Here is a 25,660-nt window from a genome sequence, read left to right as displayed (position 1 = left end):
ATCAGCCTCCTAGGGGTAAATAAATTGCCAGAAGGTTATCTCCGGCTCGCTGTTAATACGGATGGTTGTGTTCCATTTACCGGCTCTCGAAGGCGTGGTGAAGAATAACACCGCGAAGCGGTCTGACTTTTTCAGGTTGTTATAGACGAAATAGAGGGTCTTGCCACGGCTGAACATGCTGTCCGGCTGCGGCCAGACGCTGCCAGGCTCGTAAACATCGCTGCTCTCGCTGGTCATGCTGAGAACATACTTACCCTCTGATTGCACCGGGAACGCCAGCTCCATTCGCGTCTCCGTCTCCCGGCGGCCAAACCGTTCATAGCTTATGGTCAGTGATTTTGCGGAATTGGTTTTGACCGTATCGCTGACCCACCCGCTTGAAAACAGACCGGCGATAGCCGCGATGATAATAGCCAGCAGAACAATAAAACCCACCTGACGAAACGCGTATTCAAACGTCAGCAAGCGAAAACTCTCATCTATCCCGGGCAACTTTTCATTTTCACACTTCATGGCCATCGTCACCGTTTCGCTTATTATCCGATAAGTTTGATTTCTCACGCGAATGTTTTTAGGACTTATCACATTTGCCACATAAAGGAATAGCAACAATACTTAATAAGTCAAGACACCCAAAATGAAGGATATCCGATGAAATTATCGCTTATTTCCGCTTTTATGATATTTCTGGTTCCGGCCGCCTTCGCAGATAATAACGGCGGGTTACAAAAAGGTGAAGCCCCGCCGCCACCCCATGCGCTGGATAGCGGATATCGCGGAACCGATGATGCGCGTATTATGACCATCGATCAGGCAAAACAACTGCACGACGGTGCCACCATTTCACTGCGCGGTAATCTTATTGACGGTAGCGGCGATAAGTTTGTATTTCAGGATAAAACCGGAAAAATCGACGTTATTATTCCCCAGGCAGTCTTCGATGGCAGAACGGTAAAACCCGACCAGATGATCAGCATCAACGGTTCGCTTGATAAAAAATCATCTCCTGCCGTCGTCCGCGTCGATCGTTTGCAGAAATAATTCAGCGAAGCGTTAACGCTGCAGTTATCCATCAAATCTCACCCCTTGGCTTAAGGAGTCAGCTATGAGTGATACCCAACAACGTACGAACGCTTATCCGCAGCCCCCGTTCCCGGAACAGCCACAAACGCCACCGGGACTGGCATCCGAAATGCAGCCTGTACCCGACCACGGGGAAACCAGCTACAAAGGGCATGGCCGCCTGGCCGGTAAAAAAGCGCTGATCACCGGCGGTGACTCGGGTATCGGTCGCGCAGTGGCCATCGCCTATGCCCGTGAAGGCGCTGACGTGGCGATTAACTATCTGCCTGAAGAGGAAAAAGACGCCGCGGAGGTCATCGACCTGATCAAAGCCGAAGGCCGGAACGCCGTCGCGCTGCCGGGGGACGTCCGGGACGAAACCTTCTGCCAGAATCTGGTCGAAGAAGCCGTCTCGAAGCTGGGCGGGCTGGATATTCTGGTCAACAACGCCGGTCGCCAGCAGTTCCGTGAATCCCTCGAAGAGCTGACTACTGAAGATTTTGACGCGACGTTTAAAACCAACGTTTATGCTCCTTTCTGGATCACGAAGGCGGCCCTGCGGCACCTGAAGGCCTCGTCCGTTATCATTAATACCTCCTCCGTTCAGGCCGTGAAGCCAAGCCCGGTGCTGCTGGACTACGCCCAGACCAAAGCCTGTCTGGCGGTATTTACCAAATCCTTAGCCAAGCAGCTGGGTCCGAAAGGCATTCGCGTCAACGCGGTCGCTCCCGGCCCATACTGGACGGTGCTGCAGTCCAGCGGCGGCCAGCCGATGGAAAAAGTGAAGGAGTTTGGCGGAGATACGCCGCTGGGACGTCCGGGTCAGCCCGTCGAGATCGCCCCGCTGTACGTCACGCTGGCCTCGGATGAATGTTCGTTTACGTCCGGCCAGGTGTGGTGTTCTGACGGCGGTGACGGCGTAATCTAACCGCTTAACCCTTTCCCCTCAGCAATGAGCAATAAATGAACAAGGACGTTCGCTCTTATTCCCCGCCGAAAAACATGTTGTAACTCAAACAGATCAAATGTTAAAAATATTTTGCTATCAGGTTATCAAAATTAAATATCTTAACTTGTCACCCGCATCGCTCTGTTTTTAACATCGCCTATGGAAAAAAATGGTCTGTTCAGTCAGCGCATACGCTTGCGCCATTTGCATACATTTGTGGCCGTCGCTCAACAGGGAACGCTGGGGCGTGCGGCTGAAACTCTTAACCTGAGCCAGCCTGCGCTCTCAAAAACCCTCAACGAGCTTGAACAGCTGACCGGCGCCCGTCTTTTTGACCGCGGTCGGCTGGGGGCGCAGCTTACCATCGTGGGCGAACAGTTCCTTACGCACGCCGTTAAGGTGCTGGATGCGCTCAATACCGCAGGCCAGTCCCTGCACCGAAAAGAAGAACACACCAGCGAGGTCGTCCGCGTCGGGGCCCTGCCCACCGCCGCGCTCGGCATTCTTCCGCCGGTGATTGGCCAGTTCCACAAGCAGCAACGGCATACCACGATTCAGGTTGCCACCATGAATAACACCATGCTGCTCGCGGGGCTGAAATCGGGCGAGCTGGATATCGGTATCGGCCGCATGTCCGACCCTGAACTGATGGGGGGTCTCAATTACGAACTGCTGTTCCTGGAGTCCCTGAAGCTGGTGGTTCGTCCCGATCACCCGCTGCTGCAGGACACGGTGACGTTAAGCCGCGTCATGGAGTGGCCGGTGGTGGTGTGCCCCAAAGGGACCGTCCCGCGCCAGACCGCCGAAACCTTGCTGCAAATGCAGGGGTGTACGCTGCCCTCAGGGTGTATCGAAACGCTGTCAGCCTCGCTTTCACGCCAGCTTACGCTGGATTATGACTACGTCTGGTTCGTCCCTTCCGGGGCGGTAAAAGATGATTTACGCCAGGCAACGCTGATCGCGCTGCCGATTACCTCCCCTGGCCCCGGTGAACCTATCGGCATACTGACCCGCGTCGACACCCCACTCTCAACGGGTGCGCAGACGCTGCTGAGCGCCATCCGTAAATCAATGCCGGTTTAGAACCTTTTTGCCCCTCGCCCTGCCCCTCTCCCCTTAGGGGCGAGGGGGTTGACCTGTGCGTTAATCAAATAATGCGGAATAAATCATTAACAATTGCGTAAAACAATTTAACAGTTTTATCATAGCGGCGAATTCACCAAATGGTTCGCAAATTATTTGATATAAACGAATTCACCGGTATTAACCATCAATCCCACCGCATTTATTACCCAACTGGTACATACCCGACACAGCGGGGGGAGCTAAGGAGACAGAAATGGCATTTGGCAGCGCGCCGCGCGGGATACCTCGTATTCTGCAGTGGCTTCTTGCCGGACTGATGATGCTCATCGGTCTGGCCGTCGGCGGGTTGGGCTTAAAGCTCGCCACCGTGGGCGGAAGTAGTTACTTCCTGATAATGGGCGTGGTAATGGTGATTGCCGCGATCCTGATTTTCCTCAACCGCACCAGCGGGATTGTGCTTTACGGCATCGCGTTTATCGCCTCGCTATTCTGGGCGGTAAGCGATGCGGGCTGGGATTTCTGGCCGCTCTTCTCCCGCCTGTTTACCTTTGCCGTACTGGCGTTCCTGTGCGCCATCGTCTGGCCCTTCCTGCGCACGGCAAACTACGCTGCACCGAACAAGACGCCCGCCTTTGGCGTCGCGGCCCTGCTCGCGGTGGCCATGCTGGCCAGCCTGGGCTGGATGTTTAAGCCTCAGACCCTCGTGGCTGCCAACGAGCCCGTTCCGGTGAAACCCGTCGCCCCTGGCGAGCAGCAAAAGAACTGGGAGCACTGGGGCAATACCACCCACGGCGACCGTTTCGCCGCGCTGGACCAGATTAACAAGCAAAACGTCCGCGATCTGAAAGTCGCCTGGGTTGCGCACACCGGCGATATTCCGCAGAGCAACGGCTCGGGTGCGGAAGATCAGAACACGCCTCTGCAGATTGGCGACACGCTGTACGTCTGTACCCCATACAGTAAAGTGCTGGCGCTGGACGTGGATTCCGGTAAAGAAAAATGGCGCTACGATTCCAAAGCCACGGCCCCTAACTGGCAGCGCTGTCGCGGTCTGGGCTATTTTGAAGACCACTCTAGCGTGACAACGTCACAGGCAGAAACACAGCCTGCGGCATGCCCTCGCCGCCTGTTCCTGCCCACTACCGATGCCCGTCTGATTGCCATCAACGCGGATACCGGCAAGGTCTGCGAAGACTTCGGCGACCATGGCACCGTGGATCTGAGCGTCGGCATGGGTGAGATTAAGCCCGGATATTATCAGCAAACCTCGACGCCGCTGGTTGCCGGGAACGTTGTCGTCGTCGGCGGTCGCGTCGCAGATAACTACTCAACCGGCGAGCCGCCGGGCGTGGTGCGCGCCTACGACGTTCACACCGGTAAGCTGGCCTGGGCGTGGGATCCGGGTAATCCGAACCTGACCGGCCTGCCGCCGGAAGGCCAGACCTACACCCGCGGTACGCCGAACGTCTGGTCCGCGATGTCCTACGACGCCAAACTGAACCTGATCTACCTGCCAACCGGCAACGCCACGCCAGACTTCTGGGCGGGAGAGCGTACCGCGCTGGACGATAAGTACAGTTCATCCATCGTCGCCGTCGACGCGGCCACCGGTCAGGTTCGCTGGCATTTCCAGACTACCCACCACGACCTGTGGGACTTCGACCTGCCTTCCCAGCCGCTGCTGTACGACCTGCCTGACGGTAAGGGCGGCACCACGCCTGTGCTGGTGCAGACCAGCAAGCAGGGCATGATCTTCATGCTTAACCGCGAAACCGGTAAGCCGGTCGCGAAGGTAGAGGAACGCCCTGTCCCGGCGGGTAACGTTGAAGGTGAACGCTATTCCCCGACCCAGCCGTACTCCGTCGGCATGCCGATGATTGGCAACCAGACGCTGACCGAATCCGACATGTGGGGCGCGACGCCTGTCGACCTGCTGCTGTGCCGCATTCAGTTTAAAGAGATGCGTCATCAGGGCGTCTTCACCCCACCGGGTCTCGACCGTTCCCTGCAGTTCCCTGGCTCACTCGGCGGGATGAACTGGGGCAGCGTCTCCGTTGACCCGAACAACAGCCTGATGTTTGTCAACGATATGCGCCTGGGCCTGGCAAACTATATGGTGCCGCGCGCAAACGTGGCGAAAAATGCCAGCGGCATCGAGATGGGGATAGTTCCAATGGACGGCACGCCGTTCGGCGCGATGCGTGAACGCTTCCTGTCGCCGCTGGGCATTCCGTGCCAGAAGCCGCCGTTTGGCACCATGTCAGCCGTTGACCTGAAAACCGGCAAGCTGGTGTGGCAGGTTCCTGTCGGCACGGTGGAAGATACCGGCCCGCTGGGCATTCGCATGCACATGCCAATCCCGATCGGCATGCCGACCCTGGGCGCGTCGCTCTCTACCCAGTCCGGCCTGCTGTTCTTTGCCGGTACCCAGGATTTCTACCTGCGCGCGTTTGATACCGCCACCGGGAAAGAGATCTGGAAAGACCGCCTGCCGGTTGGCAGCCAGTCCGGCCCGATGACCTACGTGTCGCCGAAAACCGGTAAGCAGTACATCATCATTAACGCCGGTGGCGCCCGCCAGTCGCCGGACCGCGGTGATTACGTTATCGCGTACGCATTACCCGATAAGAAATAAGATGTGAAAAAGGGACCGAAAGGTCCCTTTTTTGTAGGTCAGTTTTTGTAGGTCGGGTAAGCGAAGCGCCACCCGACACGACTGTCGACTCAGAACGTCTCCCAGTTGTCCCCGCTATCTGCAACCGCCGGACGTAGTGCAGCCGGTTTTACCGCTGCGGAGTTCTGCGGTTGAGTACGCCCCTGTGTCTTGCTGCTCAACCGAAACGCGCCGACCGCCTCGGTCAGACGCGCGCCCTGTTCTTCCAGAGACGCCGCCGCCGCAGAGGCTTCTTCCACCAGCGAGGCGTTCTGCTGGGTCACTTTATCCATCTCAGAAATCGCCTGGCTCACCTGGACAATACCGCGGCTCTGCTCGTCGGACGCGGCGGCAATCTCCAGCATGATGTCGGTCACGCGTTTAACCGCTTCGACGATTTCATTCATGGTGTTACCGGCGGCCACGACCTCACCGGAGCCCTGGTCAATCAGCGAGACCGATTCGTTAATCAGGCTTTCGATCTCTTTTGCGGCATTCGCACTGCGGCTTGCAAGGGTTCGGACTTCGCTTGCTACCACGGCAAACCCGCGCCCCTGCTCGCCCGCCCGCGCCGCTTCTACCGCCGCGTTAAGCGCCAGGATATTGGTCTGGAACGCAATGCTGTTGATGACGGCGGTGATCTCGGAGATTTTTTTCGAACTGGTGGAGATATTGCCCATGGTTTTGACCACGCCGGAGACCATCTGGCCGCCGCGGCTGGCTTTCCCGGAGGCATCTTCCGCAAGCTTGCTAGCATGATGGGCGTTATCAGCGTTCTGTTTCACCGTCGCGGTGAGCTGTTCCATGCTTGCGGCGGTTTGCTCAATGGCCGCAGCCTGCTGTTCGGTACGCGAAGAAAGATCGGTGTTACCGGCAGAAATCTCGCTGGTGCCGCGGTAGATCTCCTCCGCCCCCTGACGAACGGTGCCCACGGTGTTTTCCAGCGAGTGCTGCATGGTTTGCAGATCGCGCGTCAGGCGGCCAATCTCGCTGCGCCCGGCCACGTCGTCCGGCATCGTCAGGTCGCCTTTGGCGATATTCTCGATACGTTTCGCTGCACGCTGCAAAGGATTGATTACCGTACGGCGCAGAACGACAAAGGTCATCGCCGTCAGCACCAGCGCCAGCGCAAACGCGCCCACCATAAACATCAGGCCCAGCTGCGTGCGGCTGTGCGCCTGCGCCGTTAGCGCATTGGCACGGTCGGTACGGATTTTAATTGCCTTCAGCAGTACGGCGTTGTAAGCGTCGTCCAGCGGACGCGCCGTTTCGTTTTCATGGTTGATAATCGCCTCGAACATGCCGTTTTTGGCGAATTTCACCATCGGCTGCATGCCCGCGATATAGGCGTCATACCGGGTCTTAAGCTCCGCATCCAGCGCTGCGCCCTCGGCGGTACGCACGGCGCGATTCATGTAGGCGGTAAAGCTATCCTGAGACTGCTTAATGCGTGTTTCCGCCTCGCTGATGTTCTGCTTCATCGCATCCATCTCCGCGATTCGGCTTGCCGCACCGGCGTGGATCAGATTAATACGCGCGGTTCGAAGATGGTTTGAGCTGTTCGACAGCCCCATACGCACCTGAATTTCGGATGTGACATCCTGCTGATCGTTATCGGCCTGCAGCAGGAAATACCCTGCCAGACCCGAGCTCAAGGCAAACAGAAGAATAATGCCACCGAGAATGGAGGAAAACAGCGGAACCAGCCTGATGTGATGCAAGAAGCCCAGCTTGCGCTGCGCCAGCATCGAAGTAGTGTTGTCCATGACCGTCGACTCTCTTGTAGGTAAGATGCGTAAAAACACGCCTGTTAAATAGTCATCGGCACGGCAGAGATTTAGATTACGGCTAAAAACGCCGCACTGGTCACACTTTAGAGAAGATTATTAAAGAAATGCCAGCGGCGAAAAACCGCTGGCAGAAGAGTTACTTGTCGCCGAAATGGATAACGGTACGGATGGATTTTCCTTCGTGCATCAAATCGAACGCCTCGTTAATCTGCTCCAGCGGTAAGCGGTGGGTAATGAACGGATCGAGCTGAATCTTGCCGACCATCGCATCTTCAACCATACCCGGAAGCTGGGTACGCCCCTTCACGCCGCCAAACGCGGAACCGCGCCATACGCGACCGGTGACCAGCTGGAATGGACGGGTTTTAATTTCCTGGCCCGCTCCGGCCACGCCAATAATGATGCTCTCGCCCCAGCCTTTGTGGCAGCATTCCAGCGCGGAACGCATCACGTTGACGTTGCCGATACACTCGAAGCTGAAGTCCACGCCGCCGTCGGTCATCTCAACGATGACGTCCTGAATCGGCTTCTCGTGATCTTTCGGGTTCACGAAATCGGTCGCGCCCATTTCACCTGCCAGCCTGAATTTCTCCGGGTTGGTGTCGACCGCGATGATACGACCGGCTTTCGCCTGAACCGCCCCCTGAATCACCGCCAGACCAATGCCGCCGAGACCGAACACCGCCACGGTATCGCCCTCTTTAACTTTTGCCGTGTTGTGCACCGCGCCGATGCCGGTGGTTACGCCGCAGCCCAGCAGGCAGACTTTGTCCAGCGGCGCCTGCGGGTTCACCTTCGCCAGCGAGATCTCCGCGCAAACGGTGTATTCGCTGAAGGTGCTGGTGCCCATGTAGTGATAAACCGGCTCGCCGTTATACGAGAAACGGGTAGTACCGTCCGGCATCAGCCCTTTCCCCTGAGTGGCGCGCACCGCCTGGCAGAGGTTAGTTTTGCCGGATTTACAGAACTTACACTCGCCGCATTCCGCGGTGTACAGCGGGATCACATGATCCCCTGGCTTCAGGCTGGTCACGCCCTCGCCCACTTCCACCACAATCCCGCCGCCTTCATGGCCGAGTACCGCCGGGAAAACGCCTTCCGGGTCGTCGCCCGAGAGCGTAAACGCATCGGTATGACATACGCCGGTATGGGTAATTTTGATCAGCACTTCACCTTTCTTTGGCGGTGCCACGTCAATTTCAACGATTTTGAGCGGCTGGCCGGGGCCAAATGCAACTGCAGCGCGAGATTTCATATGTCTTCCCTTCTTGTCAGGTATGTGGATTTATTTTAGATAAGAGCGCAGTAAATGGCCGACTTCCGACATGCGTACGGCACGCTGATCCGGCGTGGTTTCCCCCGCTACCAGCTCATCTTTTAGGTGAATCTCAACCATTTCGCCCATCAGGCCATTGGCAGCCCCGCGCACGGCGGCAATTTGCTGCAGGATGGCCAGACAGGGATCGCCCGACTCCAGCGCGCGTTCAAGGGCATCAACCTGGCCCCGAATGCGCCGGACGCGGGTAAGAATACGTTTTTTATCTTCGGGTGAATGCGGCATACGCCCTCCTGATACTATAGGGGGGTATGGTACCTATTTTATCCTTGATATGTAAACACTCTGTTTTTTATGGTTAATGCGCATTTCGTTAACGTTGCGTATTACTCAGGCAGCGCTATACCTGAAATCTCAGTACAAATATTAATGAGACGATCCTGCAATGCAACGTCGTGCGCCTGCGGATTAGCCGTCATGCGCTTCATGTGATAGAAATATTTCCCCGTAACGTCAGCCTCAGTATCACGGCTGGCGGCAAGCCAGGCCTGGGTCAGGTGCGCCTGGTCCCGGGGCATGCGGCCCCCCCATCTTTGTCGGCACCCAGCCAGGCTCGAGGCTGTTACTACGCACATCACGCCAGCGACGCGTCCCAGGGCGTTGACACGTAATGACGTTTGCCTGGCACCTTCAATTGTCTCCAGGTCACCGACAAAGACGGCTTCAGCCTGGGGTAAGGCACGGTGGGCCTCTTCTGCACGGTTCGCATTACGCGCGTGCAATACAACCTGGTGTCCTTGCTGAACCAGCAGTTCGGCCGCCATCAGACCCAGGCCTGTGGACGAACCGGAGATGAAAATGCGTGACATATAATTTCTCCAGATTAGTAAACCGACAGCAAAGGCTGCCGGCTCGAATGTTTATTCAGGACTGCTGCATGCGAGACGCGCTCGCAATCAGCGCCCCCAGCAGCGCACAGACCGCACCAGACAGATATACAGCGGCATAACTAAACTGACCGGCGATCAGGCCAGCTACCGGCCCGGCGATTCCATAAGCGACATCCAGAAATGCAACGAATGCGCCCATTGCACTGCCGCGGTTGGCTTGTGGAACACGTTTTAAGGCTTCAACGCCCAGTGCGGGGAAAACCAGTGCACAGCCCAGTCCGGTAACCAGAGCACCTGCAAGAGCCATCCATTCGTTTGAACCCAACCACAACATTGCCTGGCCAAGCGCTTCAACCACCAGTGACCAAACCGCAACGCGATAGCCGCCTGTTTGGTCTGGCAGATGCCCCAGGGCGAGGCGAACGAAAATAAAACCCAGACCAAACGCAGTCATCACCAGGCCGGCGTTCTGCCAGTGATGTGCCGCAAAGTACAGCGAGGCAAAAGCGGTTAGTCCTGACAACCCAACGCCCTGCAGCATTAATCCCAGCCCTTCGCGCCAGATGCGCCCTACTACGCGATGGAATGGCAGTCGCGGACCTCCAGGCGATATATATGATGTGGTACAAAATGCAACCAGAGCGGCTAACATCGGTGCAGCAATACAGGCAATCATCGCCATAGCGAGGCTGTAATGCTGGTATAACGCCATGCCAACAGGAGCACCAATCAACAGCGCCGCGAACATCGCGATGCCGGTCCAGGACATGGACTTACCGGCGCGCTGAGGGCCAACTGAGGCAATGGCCCAGGACACACATCCCGTCACGAACTGACTTTCGCCAAAACCGGCCATCAGACGACCTGCGATAACAATGCAAAGGGTTGCAGCAGGCGATAAATCCGTTACCGAAGCCACCAGATACAGCGCCCCTGCTATCGCTGAAAGGATTGCTCCCTGCAGAGCAGAACGTTTACCGCCCTGCTGGTCCGTAACCCGTCCGGCATAGCCGCGGGTCAGGACGGTGGCCAGAAACTGGATGCCGACCACCAGTCCCACCACCAGGTTGCTGAAGCCGAGATAACCATGGATGAACAATGGAATCACCGGCAGTGGCAGTCCGACTGCCAGATAGCCAAAGAAAAGTGCGGCAATAACGCCCGTTGCCGGGCGGGGAAGCAGGACGCGCGGGGTGTTATCCTCCGCAAACCGCTTAATGGCGAGGGCTCCCATGTCATTATCCTTTATGAAATATGATTAAGTGGGTTGAACGGCCCGGTGTATCAGGCCGCTCTGTCATCAGGATGCTTTAAAAAGATCGATGTGATAGCCGCTGGCGTTGAGCAGGTAATCACGAGAAGCGGTTATCTCTGTGCTTAGCGCCGCCAGATCAATATCCACCAACTTGCCCGCACGTTTACGAAGCTGGCCGGCCACCATCACGGTATCCACATCAGACCGCTCTATCGCCTGCACGACGGTACCAATTACGTTGGTTACCGGGAAAACAGCGGCTCCGCTGGTGCGAACCATGATAATGTCGGCCTGCTTGCCTGGCGTAAGGGTGCCAATCTGATCCTCCAAACCGGCCGCAAGCGCGCCATTAACCGTTGCCGCTTTCAGGACCTCCTCGGCCGTGATGGGTGACGGCACATTGTCCTCACCACGGAAGCGACGGTAGCGCATAGCCGATCGCTGTTGCCCGAACAGAGCGTGCATTTCCCCGAACATATCGCTGCCAAAGGCAGTATCAAGGTCAATGCCCAGTGCCGGGGTCAAGCCGCGATCGACAGCCTGCTGGTAGGCAAAACTTTCATCGTCGAAGCCAAATAGCGCATCCGACCGTGGATTGACCGTGATGTTTACTCCTGAATCGGCCAGGAGCTTCCAGGTATCCTGAGGAACCCTTGAACAGTGGTTGAAGATGTTATGTGTGCCCAGTACGCCCGGCGTGGCAAACTCAGGGCCTAGATTGGCGAGATCGCCGATGAATTCGGTCAGAATGCGCATGTCGAGTTTGCGAGCGACCTTCCACCAGTCAAGATTGAGCTGACCAAACAGACCAACGTGCACAAGGCTGTCACTTGTATTCCAGCTTCGCGAGAGTCGCTCCAAATCGGCAGGCAAATGCGCCGATGAAGCTTCTTTATCCATTGCTGCACCGACCATATGTAACGCACGGATGCCGCTTTCCTTTAGAGCATTTAATGCTGCATCAGTATGCTCGGGGCTGCGCGAGTTGTGGCAGGCATCAATGATGGTAGTAATACCGGCATCCAGTGAGGCAAGTGCCGTGAGCCTGGTGCTCAGGTACATGTCCAGGGGACGATAATGTTTGCCCAGTTTCTCTGCGACCACATCAATGTAATCAAACAGATCGTCGACATTTGGCATCATGCGGCGCATTACGCCAAGCCACATATGGTGATGAGCATCCACCAGGCCGGGCATAACGATATGGCCAGCTGCATCAATCACCAGGGCATCATCCGCCTGCAGTTCCGGACCCACAGCTGCGATACGGTCGCCATGGACGAGAACATCGCCCACGGAGAGGTTGGGTATATCTGCATCCAAAGTAAGGATGATGCCGCCTTTAAAAAGAGTGCGCGTCGTTGTCATTTCGTATTCCTCAGGGTTAAGTGATGCCATTCGTTGCGAGGTTTGCCCAGCCGGGGACAGGGAAAATAGCGCCTGGCAACGAATTGGCTGACACAATAGGTTGCGCACCATTTTTGATAAAGGTAGTTTTATGCAAATTATATTTGAATAAATTCAAAGGTGAGTCTCTATGAGTTTTGACGGAAGGCTACTGTCAGGATTGAGCGTGCTGGCCGCAGTTGTCGAGGCGGGTAGTTTCAGTCGCGCAGGCGAGGTGCTGGGACTGTCCGCTTCTGGCGTGAGCAGATCGATAGATCGTCTTGAAGAGAGGCTCGGTGTGCGCTTGCTAAACCGTACGACGCGTACGATGAACCTGACGAACGAAGGCCGGGCTTTGTATGAGCGCGCCTCGCCACATCTTGAAGGGATTGAAGTTGCGGCAAGCTACGTATCCGGTGCCGCCATTGCTGTACGAGGATCATTACGGGTCAGCGTTAATCCAATCTTCGCTCGTTATATTTTGGCCCCGAAACTGCCTCTTTTGCGCGAACGTCATCCGGAACTGGAACTTACAGTAGTGCAGCAGCCTGACGTAGGGGATCTTGTGACAGAGGGTATAGATGTTGCGGTGCGTTTCGGGCCGCAACTCCCCTCAACTATTTCTTCGAAATTGCTCTTTCAGACGCGCGTACTCACTGTGGCATCATCGGCATATCTGAAACGGCATGGTCGACCTGAGCATCCTGAAGAACTAGTCACGCATGAGTGCATTCAGTATATCGATCCTCGCCGCGGGAAACCGTTTGAGTGGGAATTCCGTCGTGATCGCGAAGTACTGGCTATTGATACTCATGGTCATTTGACGACAACCGATGTAGATCTGATGGTGCAATCCTGCGTAAGTGGTGTTGGCATTGCCCAGGTACTTTCACTCAGCGTCACGCAATTGATCGCTGACGGAATGCTGGTCGAACTTTTTCCGGAATGGCCTGGCGAAACCTATCCGCTGTATATCACGCGGCCATCTCGTCGACTGCCCCCCGCTGCTGTCGAAGCCTTTATGGAATTTTGCGCTGAAATTTGCGTAAATCATGCAGCGAATTGAAAAAAGAAGCTATCAGCTGCTGGCCGCACTTCAGCGGCGAGCAGCTGATAGCCTCAGCGATAATCAAAGAATTTGTCTGCTCACAAGCATGGCCCCATTAATTTATTCCTTATTCGAGATTATTTACTCTGCCTCAACATGTACGCTGATGTTCAGCCGTTTTGCTTCCATGGATATCATTTTTTGGGCAAGAACCATATTGCCGCCATGTACTTGATCTATTAAGTGTTGAACGAGAGTCATCATCAAAAAATCCTTATTAGCCGGATAAAAATCGATCATATCAATCCCGCTATCCTGCAGCTGCTGGTGCGTAGTTCTCTCCGTTTCAGCAACAATTTTGACCACGCTGGCCTGCATCTTTTCGATTTGCTCAAATACAATACGGTTTATGATTTCGATTTGTTCTGGCTTTAAGTCCTTTACCATCATTACCTCTCATAAAATTTTGTAGCTAAGAAAATTTGGATTATGACAAACCTAATATAAGTACAGGAAGTGAGTCTTCATTCATCATTTAGCAGTATCTTAGGTACGACGGAACGTTTGCTGCCGCACAACGATATACCGCCAGTATAACCCCTCCATAATCAGCAAGATCGGTCAGGATTTTGGCCGTTCGGTGAGGCAAAGTAGGTCATCAGGAGGATGCAATGAACGATGCAATCAAAACGGCTTACCGCGAGCGCTTCACGACGGTGTGCGACTATATCGCCCAACATCTCGATGAACCGCTCACGCTGGAGAAGATCAGCGCGTTAGCCTGCTGTTCGCCTTATCATTTTCACCGGCAGTTCCTGGCGTTTAGCGGCCAGCCTTTGTATCGCTATATTCAGTGGCTGCGCCTGCGTCATGCGTCCTGCGACTGGCGTTTAATCCTCAGGATAAGGTGATTGATATTGCGCTCGATGCCGGGTTCCAGAGCCCTGAATCGTTCAGTCGCGCCTTCAGAAACGCGTTTGGAAAAAGCCCGCGTCAGTTTCGGCAGCAGCCGGACTGGCTGAACTGGCACCAGCGCGTACCGAAAATGACCTTTCAGGAGCAAAAAACGATGGAAATTAAGATTGTCGATTTCCCACAGACCCAAGTGGCAATGCTTCAGCACCGTGGCAACCCGGATCGGGTAAATGGCAGCGCGGCGAAATTTATTGCCTGGCGTAAAAGCACGGGCCTATCGCCAGTACACGAAAGCAGCACGTTTGGTATCGCCTTGGATGACCCGGCAACCACACCCGCAGACGCCTTTCGTTTCGATATCTGCGGCAGTATCTCTGAAGCGATACCAGAAAATGAATTCGGGGTTTGCAGTGGCGAAATCGACGGCGGACGTTACGCCGTAGCCCGCCACACGGGTTCTCTGGATACCATTTCCGCCACGGTGTGGGCGATGTTTCGCGACTGGCTACCGGCCAGCGGCGAAACGCTGCGCGATGCCCCGGTATTTTTCCACTACCTCAACTTCATTCACGAGGTGCCAGAACATGCGCTGCAAACGGATATCTATCTGCCGTTAAATTGACTATCCCTTGTTTCCACCTTTTTCCGGGTAGCGCTGAGCTTGCCCGGCATAGAACTCCCTTGCAAACAGCGCCAGCGTTTGCCGTTCCTCCTTGAGATAGCAACTGAAACCCTGTCACTAATGGGCCATCCGCGCCTGCGCGATTGGTGCAAAAAATCAAACACACCTTTAGATAAAGGCCACTTATTCTGGCATACGTTACAAGGTAGTATTCAGACACATGACGAGTAAAGTTGTGAATTAATAGTCGCAGTACCTCTAATGCAGATAAACCAACCCACGGAGATAAAATGCTGGTACTTTTTACAATGTTTATATTTTCACTGACGCTTTCATTTTCTCCTGGCCCCGTTAATATGGTGATTATATCGTCTGGTGCCGTTCACGGCTTTAGAAAGACCTTCTCATTTGTCTCCGGTGCAACGATAGGGTTTACGTTATTACTCATCTTTATATGTTTCGGCTTTTACGCTGCAATCGAAAAATATCCAGTGTTTTTCCGGTATCTTAATATTGCCGGTTCTTTATTTATAATGTATCTGGGCTATAAGATAGCGTCGTCACGGTCCGATATGTCATTAACAAAAACAGATTCACCCGGTTTTATTCAGGGTTTTGTCATGCAGTGGTTCAACCCCAAAGCATGGACCGCGTGCGCCTCTGGGGCAGCGATGTTTTCTGAACCCTCTAGCCCTGTTACAGCTCTCGTCTTTATCACGGTCTATTTTTTAGTCTGTTATATGTCGCTTTCAGCATGGGCATTGATGGGAGAAAAAGTATCTGTGCTGCTCAGGAGCACGCGGCAGCTCCGCACGTTTAACGTGTTGATGGGCGGACTGCTGCTTATTACGGCGTGTTACATGCTCTTTTTAGCATTTTAACCCGTTATAACGCGTGAAACTCAATCGCGTTATAAATATCATTAATCAATTTGTAGGCAATACTGCTGGTCGACATATTAGAAGGCCATACGGCATAGACTTTCAGCGGTTCTAATGACCAGTCAGGAAGTATTTCCAGCATTTCTCCGCGCTTAACATCCTCTTCGCTTAAATAGCGAGGAGGTGCTGCGAGACCAATTTGTTGTCTGGCAAGGGCATAAGCGGCTTCGACATTATCTACATACACCGTGGGCGTATACGTTACGACGGCCACTTCTCCATTTTTATGTCGAAATTCCCGGTTATTCTGCCTCATATTGAGTCCAATCCATGGCAGTTTCGCCAGGTCATCAGGATGCGTAATCGTCGGGTAATGGCTGAGCAATTCCCGGGACGCAACTACCTGGCGCGGGAGCACAAAAAGATGGCGCGCTTTAAGAGAACTGTCCGGAAGCTCGCCGATTCGAAATGCCACATCGATACCGTCGGCAATAATATCTCTGCGCGTATCGCTATAAGAGATATTCAGTAAAATGCCCGGATGACGTTTTATAAAATCGGCCAGATGGCGAGTAAACGCACTCTTCAGAAAAACGGCAGGAAGAGAAACAGTCAGCTTATTCGCCGTTGATATCGAACGCTGCTTAAATTCAATGACCCCCTGCTCATACAGCGCCAGCATCGATTTGGCCGTTTCCAGCAAATTGGCTCCATCGTGAGTCAGAGAGAGTTTACGGGTATTTCTGTACAGTAACGCGCAGCCAAGATTTTTTTCCAGCTTTGATAAATGCGCGCTTGCCGTTGCGGTTGTAAGCCCTAACGCTTCCGCCCCACCCGAAATGGATCCTGCCTCAGCAATCTTTGCAAACACTATCAGATAACGGATGTCATCAATCATTTATCGTCCTGTCGCGACGGTGTTCCTGCGAACTACGCGTTTAATCATAGAGTTACGATATCGTACTTTCCTCTCCGGTCGCATCTCTTTTTATCGTTTGGACTTTAGCGCCCTACTCATTTTGCGAGGCGCTGCAGTGTCAGCCCAGCGACATCCTCTCCTGGGAGCCGGACAGCCCGGAATGACGCGCCTGCGCCAGCGTTTGCAGCTCCTCCTTAAGCCAGCGCGTTGCGCCCCGCTGGCCGCAGCGTTTATGCGAGTAAATTTTCACCTCAAACGTGCGTATCGAAAACGGTAAAGGAAAAATCCTCAGGTCCGCTGCCGCAGCCAGCTTCTCAGCGGCAAAACGGGGGATCGCCATCAGCAGGTCGCTCTCCGCAACGATAAACGGCGCGCTGAGCATCGACGGCGTTTTGATCGCGATTTGTCGGGTATAGCCCAGTTGTTCCAGCCGCACGTCCAGAACGCCCTGCTTCTCATTCCATGGCGTCACCACCAGGTGTCGGGCCGCGAGATACTCCTCCAGCGTGAGACGCGTCCGGCGCGCGTTGCTGATGACCACATACTCATCTTCAAACCAGTCGATCTCTTCCAGCTCCGGGTGCCGGATATCATCCTGAGTGCTGAACCCCAGCGCGAGATCCACCTCGCCCGCCAGCAGTTCCGTCAGCGCCGGACTGTGCGGCAGATAGCGCAATTCAAAGCGCAACCCAGGGGCAGTAAGCTGCAGACTGTGCATCAGAGCCGGAAAAATGCAAAGCGCGGTAAAGTCCGTTATCGCAATCTGCAGGCTCTCCGTACTGCTGGCCGCATCAAACTCCGCCTGCGGGGTCAGTTCATGATTAAGGAACGAGAGTGCGGAAGCAATCGAAGGTGCGAGCTGAGAGGCATAAACGCTGGGGGACATACGATGCCCTTCGCGGAAAAACAGCGGGTCATTCAAGCTGGCGCGCAGGCGCGACAGCGCATGGCTGAGCGCGGATGTGCTCATCGCCAGCTCGTCAGCGGCCAGCCGAACGGAACGGTGGCGGTAGATCGCGTCGAAAACGGGCAGCAGGTTTAAATCAAGTCGTCTCAGGGCCGGATGCATAATATTCATCATATGTTGATTTCATTGCACTTAATTCTTCGGACAATACTCCGTATGCTTAACGCCATCAATCAGGACACACGCTAAAAAGCAGGAAAAACAATGAGCATCACCCTTCGTCAGGCACGCCCCGAAGATGCGGCGGCCATTTACGCCATGATTTACGAGCTGGCGGTGTATGAAAAAGCCCCGGAAGAAGTGGTTACCACGCCGGAGGAGATCCGGGAAACGCTCTTTGGCGCAGGTACAAAAACCGAGGCATTGATCGCGGAGTATGAAGGCAAGATCGCCGGCTATGCCGTGTTCTTCACCAGCTATTCAACCTGGCTTGGCCGCAACGGGATTTATATGGAAGACCTTTACGTTTCCCCGGAATATCGCGGTAAAGGCGCGGGAAGAGCGCTGCTGAAACATATTGCTCAGCTCGCGGTAAAACGGCAGTGTGGCCGCCTTGAATGGAGCGTGCTGGACTGGAACCAGCCCGCCATCGATTTTTATCTGAGCATTGGCGCGCTGCCGCAGTCCGAATGGGTGCGATACCGTCTTGACGGAGAAGCGTTGCTCAAATTTGCCGAATAGCGGCACGTCATACCCGAGAAGATCCCGCCCCGCGGGATCGCTCTTTCCTGCGTCGATCCCGTCTCAACAGATTCTGAATTTATGCTACCCTTCCATAAATTTCATAAACATAGTGCAGAACGCCATGACGACAGCCCCTTTTATCCGCCCTCAACTCACCTTGCCAAACGGCGCTGACAAACTGCTGCTGCACTCCTGCTGCGCCCCCTGCTCGGGTGAAGTGATGGAGGCCATCCAGGCGTCGGGCATTGAGTACACCATTTTCTTCTATAACCCCAATATCCATCCGCAAAAGGAATACCTCATTCGTAAAGAGGAGAATATACGCTTTGCGGAAAAACACGGCGTGCCGTTTGTTGATGCCGATTACGACACCGATAACTGGTTTGAACGCGCGAAAGGCATGGAATGGGAACCCGAGCGCGGCGTCCGCTGCACCATGTGCTTCGATATGCGTTTCGAGCGTACGGCGCTCTATGCGGCAGAGAATGGATTCAGCGTCATCAGCAGCTCGCTCGGGATCTCCCGCTGGAAGAACATGCAGCAGATAAACGACTGCGGCCAGCGTGCGGCCGCGCGCTATCCGGGTATGGTTTACTGGGACTATAACTGGCGCAAACAGGGCGGCTCTTCACGCATGATTGAGATCAGCAAGCGGGAACAGTTTTACCAGCAGGAATACTGCGGCTGCGTTTATTCGCTCAGAGACAGTAACCTGCACCGTAAGTCACAGGGCCGCCCGCTGATCCGCATCGGGAAACTGTTTTACGGTCAGGATGACAATGAGAAATAATGGGTTCCGGATATAGAGATATATCCGAAAACCGCCCTTTCAGGTGCCGAATTTAGCCTTGCGTCTCTCGTATCCACAAAGAGCGGCTATCCTTTAATTATCAACAAAAGGAGGCAAAAATGTCTGATTTCGGTACTGATAAAAACACCCAGTTTGCTGAAGATAAAGCAAAAAATAAATTTGATGAACTAGCAGGCTCAGCGCAGCAGCAGTTTGGTGAATTCGTTGATTCACCAAAGCATCAGGTAAAAGGTGCAGCTAAAAAATATGCCGCGCAGGCCAGCGATGCCGTTTTCGATGTAACAGAAGCGGTCAGAAATAATCCCCTCACCGGCCTCGTCGCCGCGGGTGCTGTCGGTATTGTTCTCGGTCTGTTGCTGGGTCGAAAATAACAAAAGCCCCTTCGGGGCTTTATTTTTACCTAACTAAACAATCTTACCATACGGTCTAGATCTTCCTCTTTCACGGCCCGCGATAAATAATACCCCTGAAAGTTCTTGACGCCCAGCGCGACTAATTTTTCAAACTTTTCTTCACTATCAACCCCCTCGGCAATACAGTCCGTTCCGGTCATATCGCTATAAAGCTGTATCGCTTTAATCAGGTTATAGTCATTGTCGTTTGCCACAAAATGCTCAACGATGTCCCGATCCAGCTTAAGTCCATCAAAATGCACCTGGCGAACCGGGAACATGGTTTGATGATTTGAGAAGCAGTCATCCAGATACAATCGACACCCTGTATTACGTAAATGCCGCATGGTTTCAGGGATCCTTTTGTCCTTCGTTACGTCAATATCCTCTGCAAATTCAAAGACCAGCTTTTCGGCCCACTGCGGTTTGAGCAGCATATCGATGGCTTTGCGTGCCATATCAGGCAATGCATTTCCGGAAGCCAGGCGAGGCGGGATGTTCACAGAAAAATAATATTTCCCGTTATACTTATTAATACCCGAAACGGCGGCATGGATGACTAACGCTGTTATTTTTAACCATATCTCATGATTTGAGATGTCCGTGAGAAAACTGGCTGGCTTGACAATTTTACCATTTTTATTCCAGCGAATAAGTATTTCAAAACCTACGCCCTTTTTGTCACGATCGGTAATAATCTGATAGGCAGGGAAGATCTCTCTTTTAAGTAGCGCATTAAATATTTCTGTTTCCTTATCCGTGAATTCTGTTTTCTGGCGCTGATGTTTAATTCGCCTTTCCGCTTTTAAATTATGCGGATCGTGTAGCCATCGCTTAATTAAGTTTAATTTGAGCACACCCTCCTTCCGATGGGTATAAACCGTTTTATTCGACAACCCCATTCTTTCGCACATTTCTTTTACTGACATACCGCGATAGAAATTTAATAAAACATCAATCTCTCTTTTTGTTAGCCACTTTACGTTTTCCTGGGAAGAGTTATCCCGGTAACGATCGCGTAATAAGTACGAACGGTCCTTAAATACATTATGGTGCGTATGAATAAAGGTTATAATATCTGAAACGCGGGCTATACGAATCAATGATAACTGATAACTATTATTTAAAAGACTGCCCAGGGTGCGATACAGCCAGCCATCCGGTATGTCGCCATACAGGGTGACGCGTCTAATAACGGGAAGTGTATTGAGCACGGATGCCAGACGCTTCAGGCTTTCCAGGAGATTCACGACCCCCTTACCAAGAAAGACAACGATATGAGCATTTTGATTTATAAGGATATTTTCCATATCCCGCTCGGATATCTCATCCCCCTCAAAGTGCAGATGCGAAGCCTCTATTTCGTACTGGCTTAGGATCAGACGATATCCCTGGAACGTAAAACCGCAGGCTGAAATGACAAATTTTTGTTCATCGCACGCCCCATTTCTGTGAGAAATTTTGTGGGTCATAAACTGCTCCTGGGCACTAACGCACCTTTTCCATTTGTGAATACGTAAAATTTACCGCACCTTTTATAATCATTAATTTTACAATACAGCCACAGGGTACGAAACATTTATCAGTTGAACTCACAGGAACATCTTTGCGTTAATCACCGCGGTTTAAATATACTTTTCTTTTCAAATAACCCCGACAAACATCTCATTCTCAGGGTATAATGAAAATTCCGAAAAAGAAGACTGGATACTTCATCTATCGGTTCATTCAAATACGAGAAAAATGCTATGGATAATCATATCTCATCCAGGGCCTTGCTACATCGAAGGGATGTTATAAAGAGCAATCCGCGATTCGGTGAGGCAATATTAGAGCACTACACAATTAATGACACCATCTACAAAAAACAACCTTTGTTCTACAAGACAATGCTGCAGGAATCACGATTCAATATTATTCTCTCCATGTGTTGCTTTATTTTTGGAAATCAGGCCGAGTCAGTTTCAGAGATTAAAGAGTTATGTTCTCGCTATAAGATAGCCAGCCCTAACAGCGTTATTGCGATCATTACGATACTCAGAACCACCGGGCGCATCAGAACCTGGCGCTGCACGGAAGACCGACGTAAAACGAGAATCGCGCCAACTGAAAAAGGTCTCAATGAACTTAAGCGTTATATGTCCGGTGCTTTTTTGCCCGTCAGCATTCTTTACCCAGCATTTAACATTAATGTTAACCTGCTGGATAATGATATTTCGAGAAACAACTTTTTTCGCCGTGCGGCTGAATATCTTTTTCGGGGATTAACGTTCCGAAAGGTGCTGCCAGAAGTGGGATTATTTATCGATAAAGATGGCGGGCGTATGATTATGCTTTATCTTTACCTGCAGGCCATGAAAAACAAATCTGCCCATGGTGCCGTCATTGAATATTCAGCAAGCACGCTAGCAAAAGAATTTTTTGTTTCGCGCATTCACGTCAACCGAATTATTAAATCGGCACAAGAGGCGGGTTATCTTAAAGATCGTGGTGATGGTCGAATGTCGATATACCCGGCGTTTCTCGAACTTGTTGAAAATTATGCCGGATTATATTTTGCGTATGTTACCCATTACATCAACGTCGTACCTAAAGAGCGACGCCACGCTCATAACATGACGTCAACCGTATAATTCACCAGGCGTTCGGAATTCCGAACGCCACTCATCTATCGTTCCCGCAACGCCTCTTTTGCCTTGTTCAGCGGTTTTAACAGATAATCCAGAATGGTTTTGCTGCCGGTTTTAATGTCTACGGTGGCAATCATGCCGGGAAAGACCGGGAACTCCTGACCTTGCTTATTGGTCAGATGGTTACTGTCGGTACGAATATAGACGCGATAGTAGTAAACATCTCTTTTCACCTCATCCTGCAGGGTGTCCGGCGAAATCATGGTCACTTCCCCTTCCAGCCCGCCGTAAATGGAGTAGTCATAGGCCGTCACTTTCACCAGCGCCTTCTGGCCAGGATGAATAAACGCCACATCGCGCGGCGAGATTTTCGCTTCAATCACCATCTGATCGTCAAGCGGAACCAGACTCATCAGCTTGCCGTTCGGCGGGATGACGCCTCCCACGGTCGTGACGTCAATATCCTTCACGATCCCGCGAACCGGGGCATTGAAGGTCAGCCGGGTCAGAGAGTCTTCACGCCCCTTCATCACCGAACGCTGGGCTTCAATCTCCGCATTGGCTTTCGCCAGCTCTTCACGGGCGCGAACGTAATACTGGTTTTTCATCTCGGTGATTTTGTTCTCAAGCTCATTTTTCTGACGCTCAAGACGCAGCACCTCCACCTTGCTGGCCGCTCCCTGTGTCACCAGCGGACGGGTTAACGACAGTTCGCGCTGCACCAGCTCGGCCCCCTGACGCAAACCGGCCAGTCCTTTTTCGAGGCTTTCACGACGGGACTGGTAGAGCGCCGTTTCCTGTTTGACCAGCTCAACGTCGTCATCCAGCTCTTCCGGAAACGCGAGTTCCGTGTCGTTCACCTCGGCCTTCAGGCGCGCCGCCGTTGCCAGCGCCGCATTCAGACGAGACTCGCTCTCCAGCACGCTCGACTCGGTTTTCGTCCGGTCAAGCTGCGCGAGCTGCTGGCCGCGTTCCACAATGTCGCCTTCGCGCACCATCAGGCTGTGGATAATGCCGCCTTCCAGGGACTGAATGACCTGCTCATGCGAAGACGGTATCACCTTACCGCTGCCGGTGGTCACCTCATCCAGATGGAACAGGCTTGCCCAGGCGATAAACACCGCCAGCAGGGCAAACAGCGACCATGCCACCAGGGTAGAGCGCGGCAGGCGAGGCTCCTTCAGCCGGCTATTGAAACGAGACAAATCATTCATGCCGCGCCCTCCTCTGCAACCGCCGCCGGCTTCATGGTCACGGTGCGCTGTGCTGCTTTTTGCGGTGCCATACCGTGCTGGTGCAGGATAGCGTCGCGCGGTCCGTCCATCACCACCTTGCCGTTTTCCAGCACGATGATGCGGTCGACCAGGTCCAGAATCGGCAGGCGATGCGTCGCCACGACCAGCGTCCGGCGTTTACCCAGCCATTTGTGAAGATGCTGAATAAACTGCTTCTCGCTCATTTCGTCCAGCCAGGCGGTAGGCTCGTCCAGCAGCAGGATATTTGGCGAGGTGATCAGGGCGCGCGCCAGCAGCAGCGCCTGACGCTGTCCGCCGGAGAGGCCCGTTCCGCCCTCGTTGATGACGGTGTTCAGCCCCATTTTCTGCTTGCGCACAAACTCCAGCGCGCCGCTGTTAACCAGCGCCTGATGAATTTCGTCATCGGTGGCGAGCGGGTTCCCCATCAGGATGTTGTCCCGCACGGAGCCAAAGAACAGCCGGGCCTGCTGGCTAAGCAGCTGCATATCCCGACGTACATCGGCCGGGTCGAGGTGATTGAGCGCAATATCGTCCAGCAGAATGCTGCCCTGCTGCGGCTCCTGCATGCCCGCCAGAAGCTGTAACAGCGTGCTTTTCCCGGAACCATTGCGTCCAAGCACCGCCACGCGCTCGCCGGCGCGGATCTGCAGCTTGCTGATGTTGAGCACGGTGAGTTTCTCTTCCTCGTCGTAGTAAAACCCAACGTCCTCAAGCGAATAGTCGCCGCGCAGGTGGGCCTTGTGCACCTTCTTGCCGTGCTGCGGATCGTCAATCGGACGCTGCATCAGATCGTCCAGCCCCTTGCGGGCCACTTTCGCCGACTGCCAGCGCGAGAGCACGCCTGAGATCTGCGACAGCGGCGCAATGGTCCGCGACGCCAGAATCGAGGTCCCGACCAGCGCACCGGTGGTCATATCGCCGCTGATGACCAGATAACACCCCACCAGCAGCACTACCGCATAAACGATGGACTGCACCTCCTGCGTCCAGGTGAGCAGCAGGCCCGTCAGCCAGCGCTGCTTCATGCCGACGCTGGCGGCGACGTCGTTGGTGTTATTCCACTGGTTCTGGAAACGCTGTTCGGCGCGCATCAGCTTGATGTCTTCAATGCCCTGCACCGCTTCCACCAGCGTCGCGTTACGGATGGCGGATTCGCGCATCCCTTCGCTGGAGAGTTTCCCCAGCGGGCGCTGTACCAGCAGGCCCGGGATGAGCAGCAGCGGCACGGCGAGCAGAACCACCAGCACCAGCGGGCCGCCAATCATCCACAGAATGAAGACGAACAGCAGGAAGAACGGCAGATCGGAAATCGCCGCAATGGTGGTGGAAGTGATCAGCTCGCGCACCGACTCCAGCTCGCGGATCTGCGCGATAAACGATCCGGTTGATTTCGATCGCGCGCCGTTTTTAATCCGCAGCGCGTGGGCAAAAACGCGTTCAGAGATACGCAGGTCGGCGCGCTTGCCCACTACATCAGAAATATGCACCCGCAGCATACGCATGATGAATTCGAACACGATGGCAATCATCACGCCGCCAAACAGCACCCACAGCGTGGCCTCCGACTGCGACGGCACCACCCTGTCGTATACCTGCATGGAGAAGACCATGCCTGAGAGCGCCAGCACGTTAGCCACCAGCGCCACAAGCATAATGTCGCTGTAGCGTCGCCAGTCCTTCAGCGCCAGCTGCCAGAACCAGTTTTTCTCATACGGTTTGATGTAGTCATCCACGCGGGCATCCGGCGTGGATTCAAGCGGGCGCAGTACCATCAGGCCCTTTAACCGCGACCCGATCTCCTCGCGCGTCAGCGTCGTCTCCAGCCCCGCATCGCCGCTGAACTGCAGGCTGACGTTGCCTTCGTTGTCCATGCGGTTGATCACCGCAATCTGCCCGCCGGTAAATTCCGCCAGCAGCGGCAGACGCCACGGATCGAGGGATACCGCTTCCGCCGCCACCACACGCATCCCCAGCCCAAGCTGGCGCGCCATCTCCTCCAGCACCAGCTGGCGCGGAGACTGGCTTTCATGGTTAATTGTGACCCGAACATGCTCCGCGGAAAAATCCAGCCGGTAGTGCTTCGCGATGATGAGCATGCCCTGCAGCCAGGGTTCGTACAGTGGATGTGTCTTCATAAGGCTACGTCCTGTCCAGAGCGGTAATTCCGCCCTGAAATGATACCTTTACG

General features: G+C 53.9%; 24 protein-coding genes and 1 pseudogene. 12 read left to right on the top strand and 13 right to left on the bottom strand.

The annotated features are described in order from the left end of the window. Positions 1-9 precede the first annotated feature (9 nt). On the bottom strand, positions 10-513 hold the full coding sequence (locus tag FOY93_RS10990; protein ID WP_143345095.1) for a hypothetical protein: 504 nt from the start codon (positions 511-513) through the stop codon (positions 10-12). A gap of 138 nt (positions 514-651) precedes the next feature. Between FOY93_RS10990 and FOY93_RS10985 the strand changes: the two genes are divergently transcribed. The 4 genes from FOY93_RS10985 (at position 652) to FOY93_RS10970 (ending at position 5,732) form a co-directional block, all read left to right on the top strand. After that, positions 652-1,041 carry a YdeI family stress tolerance OB fold protein gene (locus FOY93_RS10985; protein WP_045910503.1) on the top strand — a complete coding sequence of 130 codons (390 nt, stop codon included), beginning with the start codon at positions 652-654 and terminating at the stop codon, positions 1,039-1,041. Between the two features lie 64 nt (positions 1,042-1,105). Next, positions 1,106-1,990, top strand: coding sequence for an SDR family oxidoreductase (locus FOY93_RS10980; protein WP_021242539.1), 885 nt, complete (start codon positions 1,106-1,108; stop codon positions 1,988-1,990). A 180-nt stretch (positions 1,991-2,170) separates the two neighbouring features. Then, entirely contained in the window at positions 2,171-3,094 is a 924-nt protein-coding gene (locus tag FOY93_RS10975; RefSeq protein ID WP_127730796.1) for a LysR substrate-binding domain-containing protein, read from the top strand. 256 nt (positions 3,095-3,350) lie between these two features. Next, positions 3,351-5,732, top strand: a complete 2,382-nt coding sequence (locus FOY93_RS10970; protein ID WP_133294376.1) for a glucose/quinate/shikimate family membrane-bound PQQ-dependent dehydrogenase — start codon at positions 3,351-3,353, stop codon at positions 5,730-5,732. A gap of 89 nt (positions 5,733-5,821) precedes the next feature. Here FOY93_RS10970 and FOY93_RS10965 read toward each other — a convergent pair whose 3' ends face one another. The 6 genes from FOY93_RS10965 to FOY93_RS10940 form a co-directional block, all read right to left on the bottom strand. Beyond that, a complete protein-coding gene (locus FOY93_RS10965; protein ID WP_143345094.1) occupies positions 5,822-7,516 on the bottom strand; it encodes a methyl-accepting chemotaxis protein in 1,695 nt (564 codons plus the stop codon). Between the two features lie 160 nt (positions 7,517-7,676). After that, positions 7,677-8,795, bottom strand: a complete 1,119-nt coding sequence (locus FOY93_RS10960) for an S-(hydroxymethyl)glutathione dehydrogenase/class III alcohol dehydrogenase (protein WP_021242543.1) — start codon at positions 8,793-8,795, stop codon at positions 7,677-7,679. A 30-nt stretch (positions 8,796-8,825) separates the two neighbouring features. Further along, positions 8,826-9,101, bottom strand: coding sequence for a metal/formaldehyde-sensitive transcriptional repressor (locus FOY93_RS10955; protein ID WP_143345093.1), 276 nt, complete (start codon positions 9,099-9,101; stop codon positions 8,826-8,828). A gap of 101 nt (positions 9,102-9,202) precedes the next feature. Next, positions 9,203-9,685 (bottom strand): SDR family NAD(P)-dependent oxidoreductase, encoded by a 483-nt coding sequence (locus FOY93_RS10950; RefSeq protein ID WP_232057388.1) that lies wholly within the window; start codon positions 9,683-9,685, stop codon positions 9,203-9,205. Between the two features lie 55 nt (positions 9,686-9,740). Further along, positions 9,741-10,940, bottom strand: coding sequence for an arabinose transporter (locus FOY93_RS10945; RefSeq protein ID WP_143345092.1), 1,200 nt, complete (start codon positions 10,938-10,940; stop codon positions 9,741-9,743). A gap of 66 nt (positions 10,941-11,006) precedes the next feature. After that, complete coding sequence (locus FOY93_RS10940; RefSeq protein WP_143345091.1) at positions 11,007-12,329, bottom strand: amidohydrolase family protein; 1,323 nt, start codon at positions 12,327-12,329, stop codon at positions 11,007-11,009. A gap of 169 nt (positions 12,330-12,498) precedes the next feature. Between FOY93_RS10940 and FOY93_RS10935 the strand changes: the two genes are divergently transcribed. Further along, positions 12,499-13,413: a LysR family transcriptional regulator gene (locus tag FOY93_RS10935; RefSeq protein ID WP_143345090.1), complete on the top strand. Its 915-nt coding sequence runs from the start codon at positions 12,499-12,501 to the stop codon at positions 13,411-13,413. A 123-nt stretch (positions 13,414-13,536) separates the two neighbouring features. Here FOY93_RS10935 and FOY93_RS10930 read toward each other — a convergent pair whose 3' ends face one another. Next, positions 13,537-13,842 carry a nitroreductase gene (locus FOY93_RS10930; protein ID WP_143345723.1) on the bottom strand — a complete coding sequence of 102 codons (306 nt, stop codon included), beginning with the start codon at positions 13,840-13,842 and terminating at the stop codon, positions 13,537-13,539. 224 nt (positions 13,843-14,066) lie between these two features. On the opposite strand from FOY93_RS10930, the pseudogene FOY93_RS10925 reads away from it, so the two are divergent. Further along, positions 14,067-14,932: pseudogene (locus FOY93_RS10925) on the top strand (AraC family transcriptional regulator). A 290-nt stretch (positions 14,933-15,222) separates the two neighbouring features. Beyond that, positions 15,223-15,813, top strand: a complete 591-nt coding sequence (locus tag FOY93_RS10920; protein ID WP_133294371.1) for a LysE family translocator — start codon at positions 15,223-15,225, stop codon at positions 15,811-15,813. A 4-nt stretch (positions 15,814-15,817) separates the two neighbouring features. On the opposite strand, the gene FOY93_RS10915 is transcribed toward FOY93_RS10920, so the two are convergent. Continuing rightward, positions 15,818-16,711, bottom strand: a complete 894-nt coding sequence (locus tag FOY93_RS10915) for a LysR family transcriptional regulator (protein WP_045354903.1) — start codon at positions 16,709-16,711, stop codon at positions 15,818-15,820. Between the two features lie 59 nt (positions 16,712-16,770). On the opposite strand from FOY93_RS10915, the gene FOY93_RS24050 reads away from it, so the two are divergent. Beyond that, positions 16,771-16,896, top strand: coding sequence for a helix-turn-helix domain-containing protein (locus FOY93_RS24050; protein ID WP_133295427.1), 126 nt, complete (start codon positions 16,771-16,773; stop codon positions 16,894-16,896). On the opposite strand, the gene FOY93_RS10905 is transcribed toward FOY93_RS24050, so the two are convergent. After that, positions 16,851-17,813, bottom strand: a complete 963-nt coding sequence (locus FOY93_RS10905; RefSeq protein ID WP_133294370.1) for a LysR family transcriptional regulator — start codon at positions 17,811-17,813, stop codon at positions 16,851-16,853. The genes FOY93_RS24050 and FOY93_RS10905 overlap by 46 nt on opposite strands. A gap of 90 nt (positions 17,814-17,903) precedes the next feature. Between FOY93_RS10905 and FOY93_RS10900 the strand changes: the two genes are divergently transcribed. The 3 genes from FOY93_RS10900 to FOY93_RS10890 all read left to right on the top strand — a co-directional run bounded on the left by FOY93_RS10900 (position 17,904) and on the right by FOY93_RS10890 (position 19,565). Beyond that, positions 17,904-18,380 (top strand): GNAT family N-acetyltransferase, encoded by a 477-nt coding sequence (locus FOY93_RS10900; protein ID WP_047717718.1) that lies wholly within the window; start codon positions 17,904-17,906, stop codon positions 18,378-18,380. Positions 18,381-18,504: 124 nt separating this feature from the next. Beyond that, a complete protein-coding gene (locus FOY93_RS10895) occupies positions 18,505-19,173 on the top strand; it encodes an epoxyqueuosine reductase QueH (protein ID WP_008502293.1) in 669 nt (222 codons plus the stop codon). Between the two features lie 119 nt (positions 19,174-19,292). Next, positions 19,293-19,565 carry an ElaB/YgaM/YqjD family protein gene (locus tag FOY93_RS10890; RefSeq protein WP_133294369.1) on the top strand — a complete coding sequence of 91 codons (273 nt, stop codon included), beginning with the start codon at positions 19,293-19,295 and terminating at the stop codon, positions 19,563-19,565. A gap of 29 nt (positions 19,566-19,594) precedes the next feature. On the opposite strand, the gene FOY93_RS10885 is transcribed toward FOY93_RS10890, so the two are convergent. Continuing rightward, entirely contained in the window at positions 19,595-21,058 is a 1,464-nt protein-coding gene (locus FOY93_RS10885) for an EAL domain-containing protein (RefSeq protein ID WP_133294368.1), read from the bottom strand. 276 nt (positions 21,059-21,334) lie between these two features. On the opposite strand from FOY93_RS10885, the gene FOY93_RS10880 reads away from it, so the two are divergent. Next, positions 21,335-22,219, top strand: coding sequence for a helix-turn-helix domain-containing protein (locus FOY93_RS10880; protein WP_133294367.1), 885 nt, complete (start codon positions 21,335-21,337; stop codon positions 22,217-22,219). Between the two features lie 35 nt (positions 22,220-22,254). On the opposite strand, the gene FOY93_RS10875 is transcribed toward FOY93_RS10880, so the two are convergent. Together FOY93_RS10875 and FOY93_RS10870 are read right to left on the bottom strand one after the other, a co-directional pair. Continuing rightward, positions 22,255-23,430, bottom strand: coding sequence for an HlyD family type I secretion periplasmic adaptor subunit (locus tag FOY93_RS10875; protein WP_115875014.1), 1,176 nt, complete (start codon positions 23,428-23,430; stop codon positions 22,255-22,257). Next, positions 23,427-25,607 (bottom strand): type I secretion system permease/ATPase, encoded by a 2,181-nt coding sequence (locus FOY93_RS10870; RefSeq protein WP_143345089.1) that lies wholly within the window; start codon positions 25,605-25,607, stop codon positions 23,427-23,429. The genes FOY93_RS10875 and FOY93_RS10870 overlap by 4 nt, the downstream gene beginning before the upstream one ends. Positions 25,608-25,660 lie beyond the last annotated feature (53 nt).

Source organism: Enterobacter sp. 18A13 (assembly GCF_007035975.1).
Classification (GTDB): Bacteria; Pseudomonadota; Gammaproteobacteria; order Enterobacterales; family Enterobacteriaceae; genus Enterobacter; species Enterobacter vonholyi.
This window is presented reverse-complemented; position numbering and strand designations above follow the sequence as displayed.

Excerpts from the sequence above, each read along its gene's own strand:
- FOY93_RS10955 (WP_143345093.1), bottom strand. The coding sequence starts at position 9,101 with ATGCCGCATTCACCCGAAGATAAAAAACGTATTCTTACCCGCGTCCGG.
- FOY93_RS10935 (WP_143345090.1), top strand. The coding sequence starts at position 12,499 with ATGAGTTTTGACGGAAGGCTACTGTCAGGATTGAGCGTGCTGGCCGCA.
- FOY93_RS10975 (WP_127730796.1), top strand. The coding sequence starts at position 2,171 with ATGGAAAAAAATGGTCTGTTCAGTCAGCGCATACGCTTGCGCCATTTG.
- FOY93_RS10980 (WP_021242539.1), top strand. The coding sequence starts at position 1,106 with ATGAGTGATACCCAACAACGTACGAACGCTTATCCGCAGCCCCCGTTC.
- FOY93_RS10880 (WP_133294367.1), top strand. The coding sequence starts at position 21,335 with ATGGATAATCATATCTCATCCAGGGCCTTGCTACATCGAAGGGATGTT.
- FOY93_RS10870 (WP_143345089.1), bottom strand. The coding sequence starts at position 25,607 with ATGAAGACACATCCACTGTACGAACCCTGGCTGCAGGGCATGCTCATC.
- FOY93_RS10895 (WP_008502293.1), top strand. The coding sequence starts at position 18,505 with ATGACGACAGCCCCTTTTATCCGCCCTCAACTCACCTTGCCAAACGGC.
- FOY93_RS10915 (WP_045354903.1), bottom strand. The coding sequence starts at position 16,711 with ATGATTGATGACATCCGTTATCTGATAGTGTTTGCAAAGATTGCTGAG.
- FOY93_RS10885 (WP_133294368.1), bottom strand. The coding sequence starts at position 21,058 with ATGACCCACAAAATTTCTCACAGAAATGGGGCGTGCGATGAACAAAAA.
- FOY93_RS10970 (WP_133294376.1), top strand. The coding sequence starts at position 3,351 with ATGGCATTTGGCAGCGCGCCGCGCGGGATACCTCGTATTCTGCAGTGG.
- FOY93_RS10990 (WP_143345095.1), bottom strand. The coding sequence starts at position 513 with ATGAAGTGTGAAAATGAAAAGTTGCCCGGGATAGATGAGAGTTTTCGC.
- FOY93_RS10940 (WP_143345091.1), bottom strand. The coding sequence starts at position 12,329 with ATGACAACGACGCGCACTCTTTTTAAAGGCGGCATCATCCTTACTTTG.
- FOY93_RS10905 (WP_133294370.1), bottom strand. The coding sequence starts at position 17,813 with ATGATGAATATTATGCATCCGGCCCTGAGACGACTTGATTTAAACCTG.
- FOY93_RS10900 (WP_047717718.1), top strand. The coding sequence starts at position 17,904 with ATGAGCATCACCCTTCGTCAGGCACGCCCCGAAGATGCGGCGGCCATT.
- FOY93_RS10890 (WP_133294369.1), top strand. The coding sequence starts at position 19,293 with ATGTCTGATTTCGGTACTGATAAAAACACCCAGTTTGCTGAAGATAAA.
- FOY93_RS10875 (WP_115875014.1), bottom strand. The coding sequence starts at position 23,430 with ATGAATGATTTGTCTCGTTTCAATAGCCGGCTGAAGGAGCCTCGCCTG.
- FOY93_RS10945 (WP_143345092.1), bottom strand. The coding sequence starts at position 10,940 with ATGGGAGCCCTCGCCATTAAGCGGTTTGCGGAGGATAACACCCCGCGC.
- FOY93_RS10920 (WP_133294371.1), top strand. The coding sequence starts at position 15,223 with ATGCTGGTACTTTTTACAATGTTTATATTTTCACTGACGCTTTCATTT.
- FOY93_RS10930 (WP_143345723.1), bottom strand. The coding sequence starts at position 13,842 with ATGGTAAAGGACTTAAAGCCAGAACAAATCGAAATCATAAACCGTATT.
- FOY93_RS10985 (WP_045910503.1), top strand. The coding sequence starts at position 652 with ATGAAATTATCGCTTATTTCCGCTTTTATGATATTTCTGGTTCCGGCC.
- FOY93_RS10960 (WP_021242543.1), bottom strand. The coding sequence starts at position 8,795 with ATGAAATCTCGCGCTGCAGTTGCATTTGGCCCCGGCCAGCCGCTCAAA.
- FOY93_RS10965 (WP_143345094.1), bottom strand. The coding sequence starts at position 7,516 with ATGGACAACACTACTTCGATGCTGGCGCAGCGCAAGCTGGGCTTCTTG.
- FOY93_RS10950 (WP_232057388.1), bottom strand. The coding sequence starts at position 9,685 with ATGTCACGCATTTTCATCTCCGGTTCGTCCACAGGCCTGGGTCTGATG.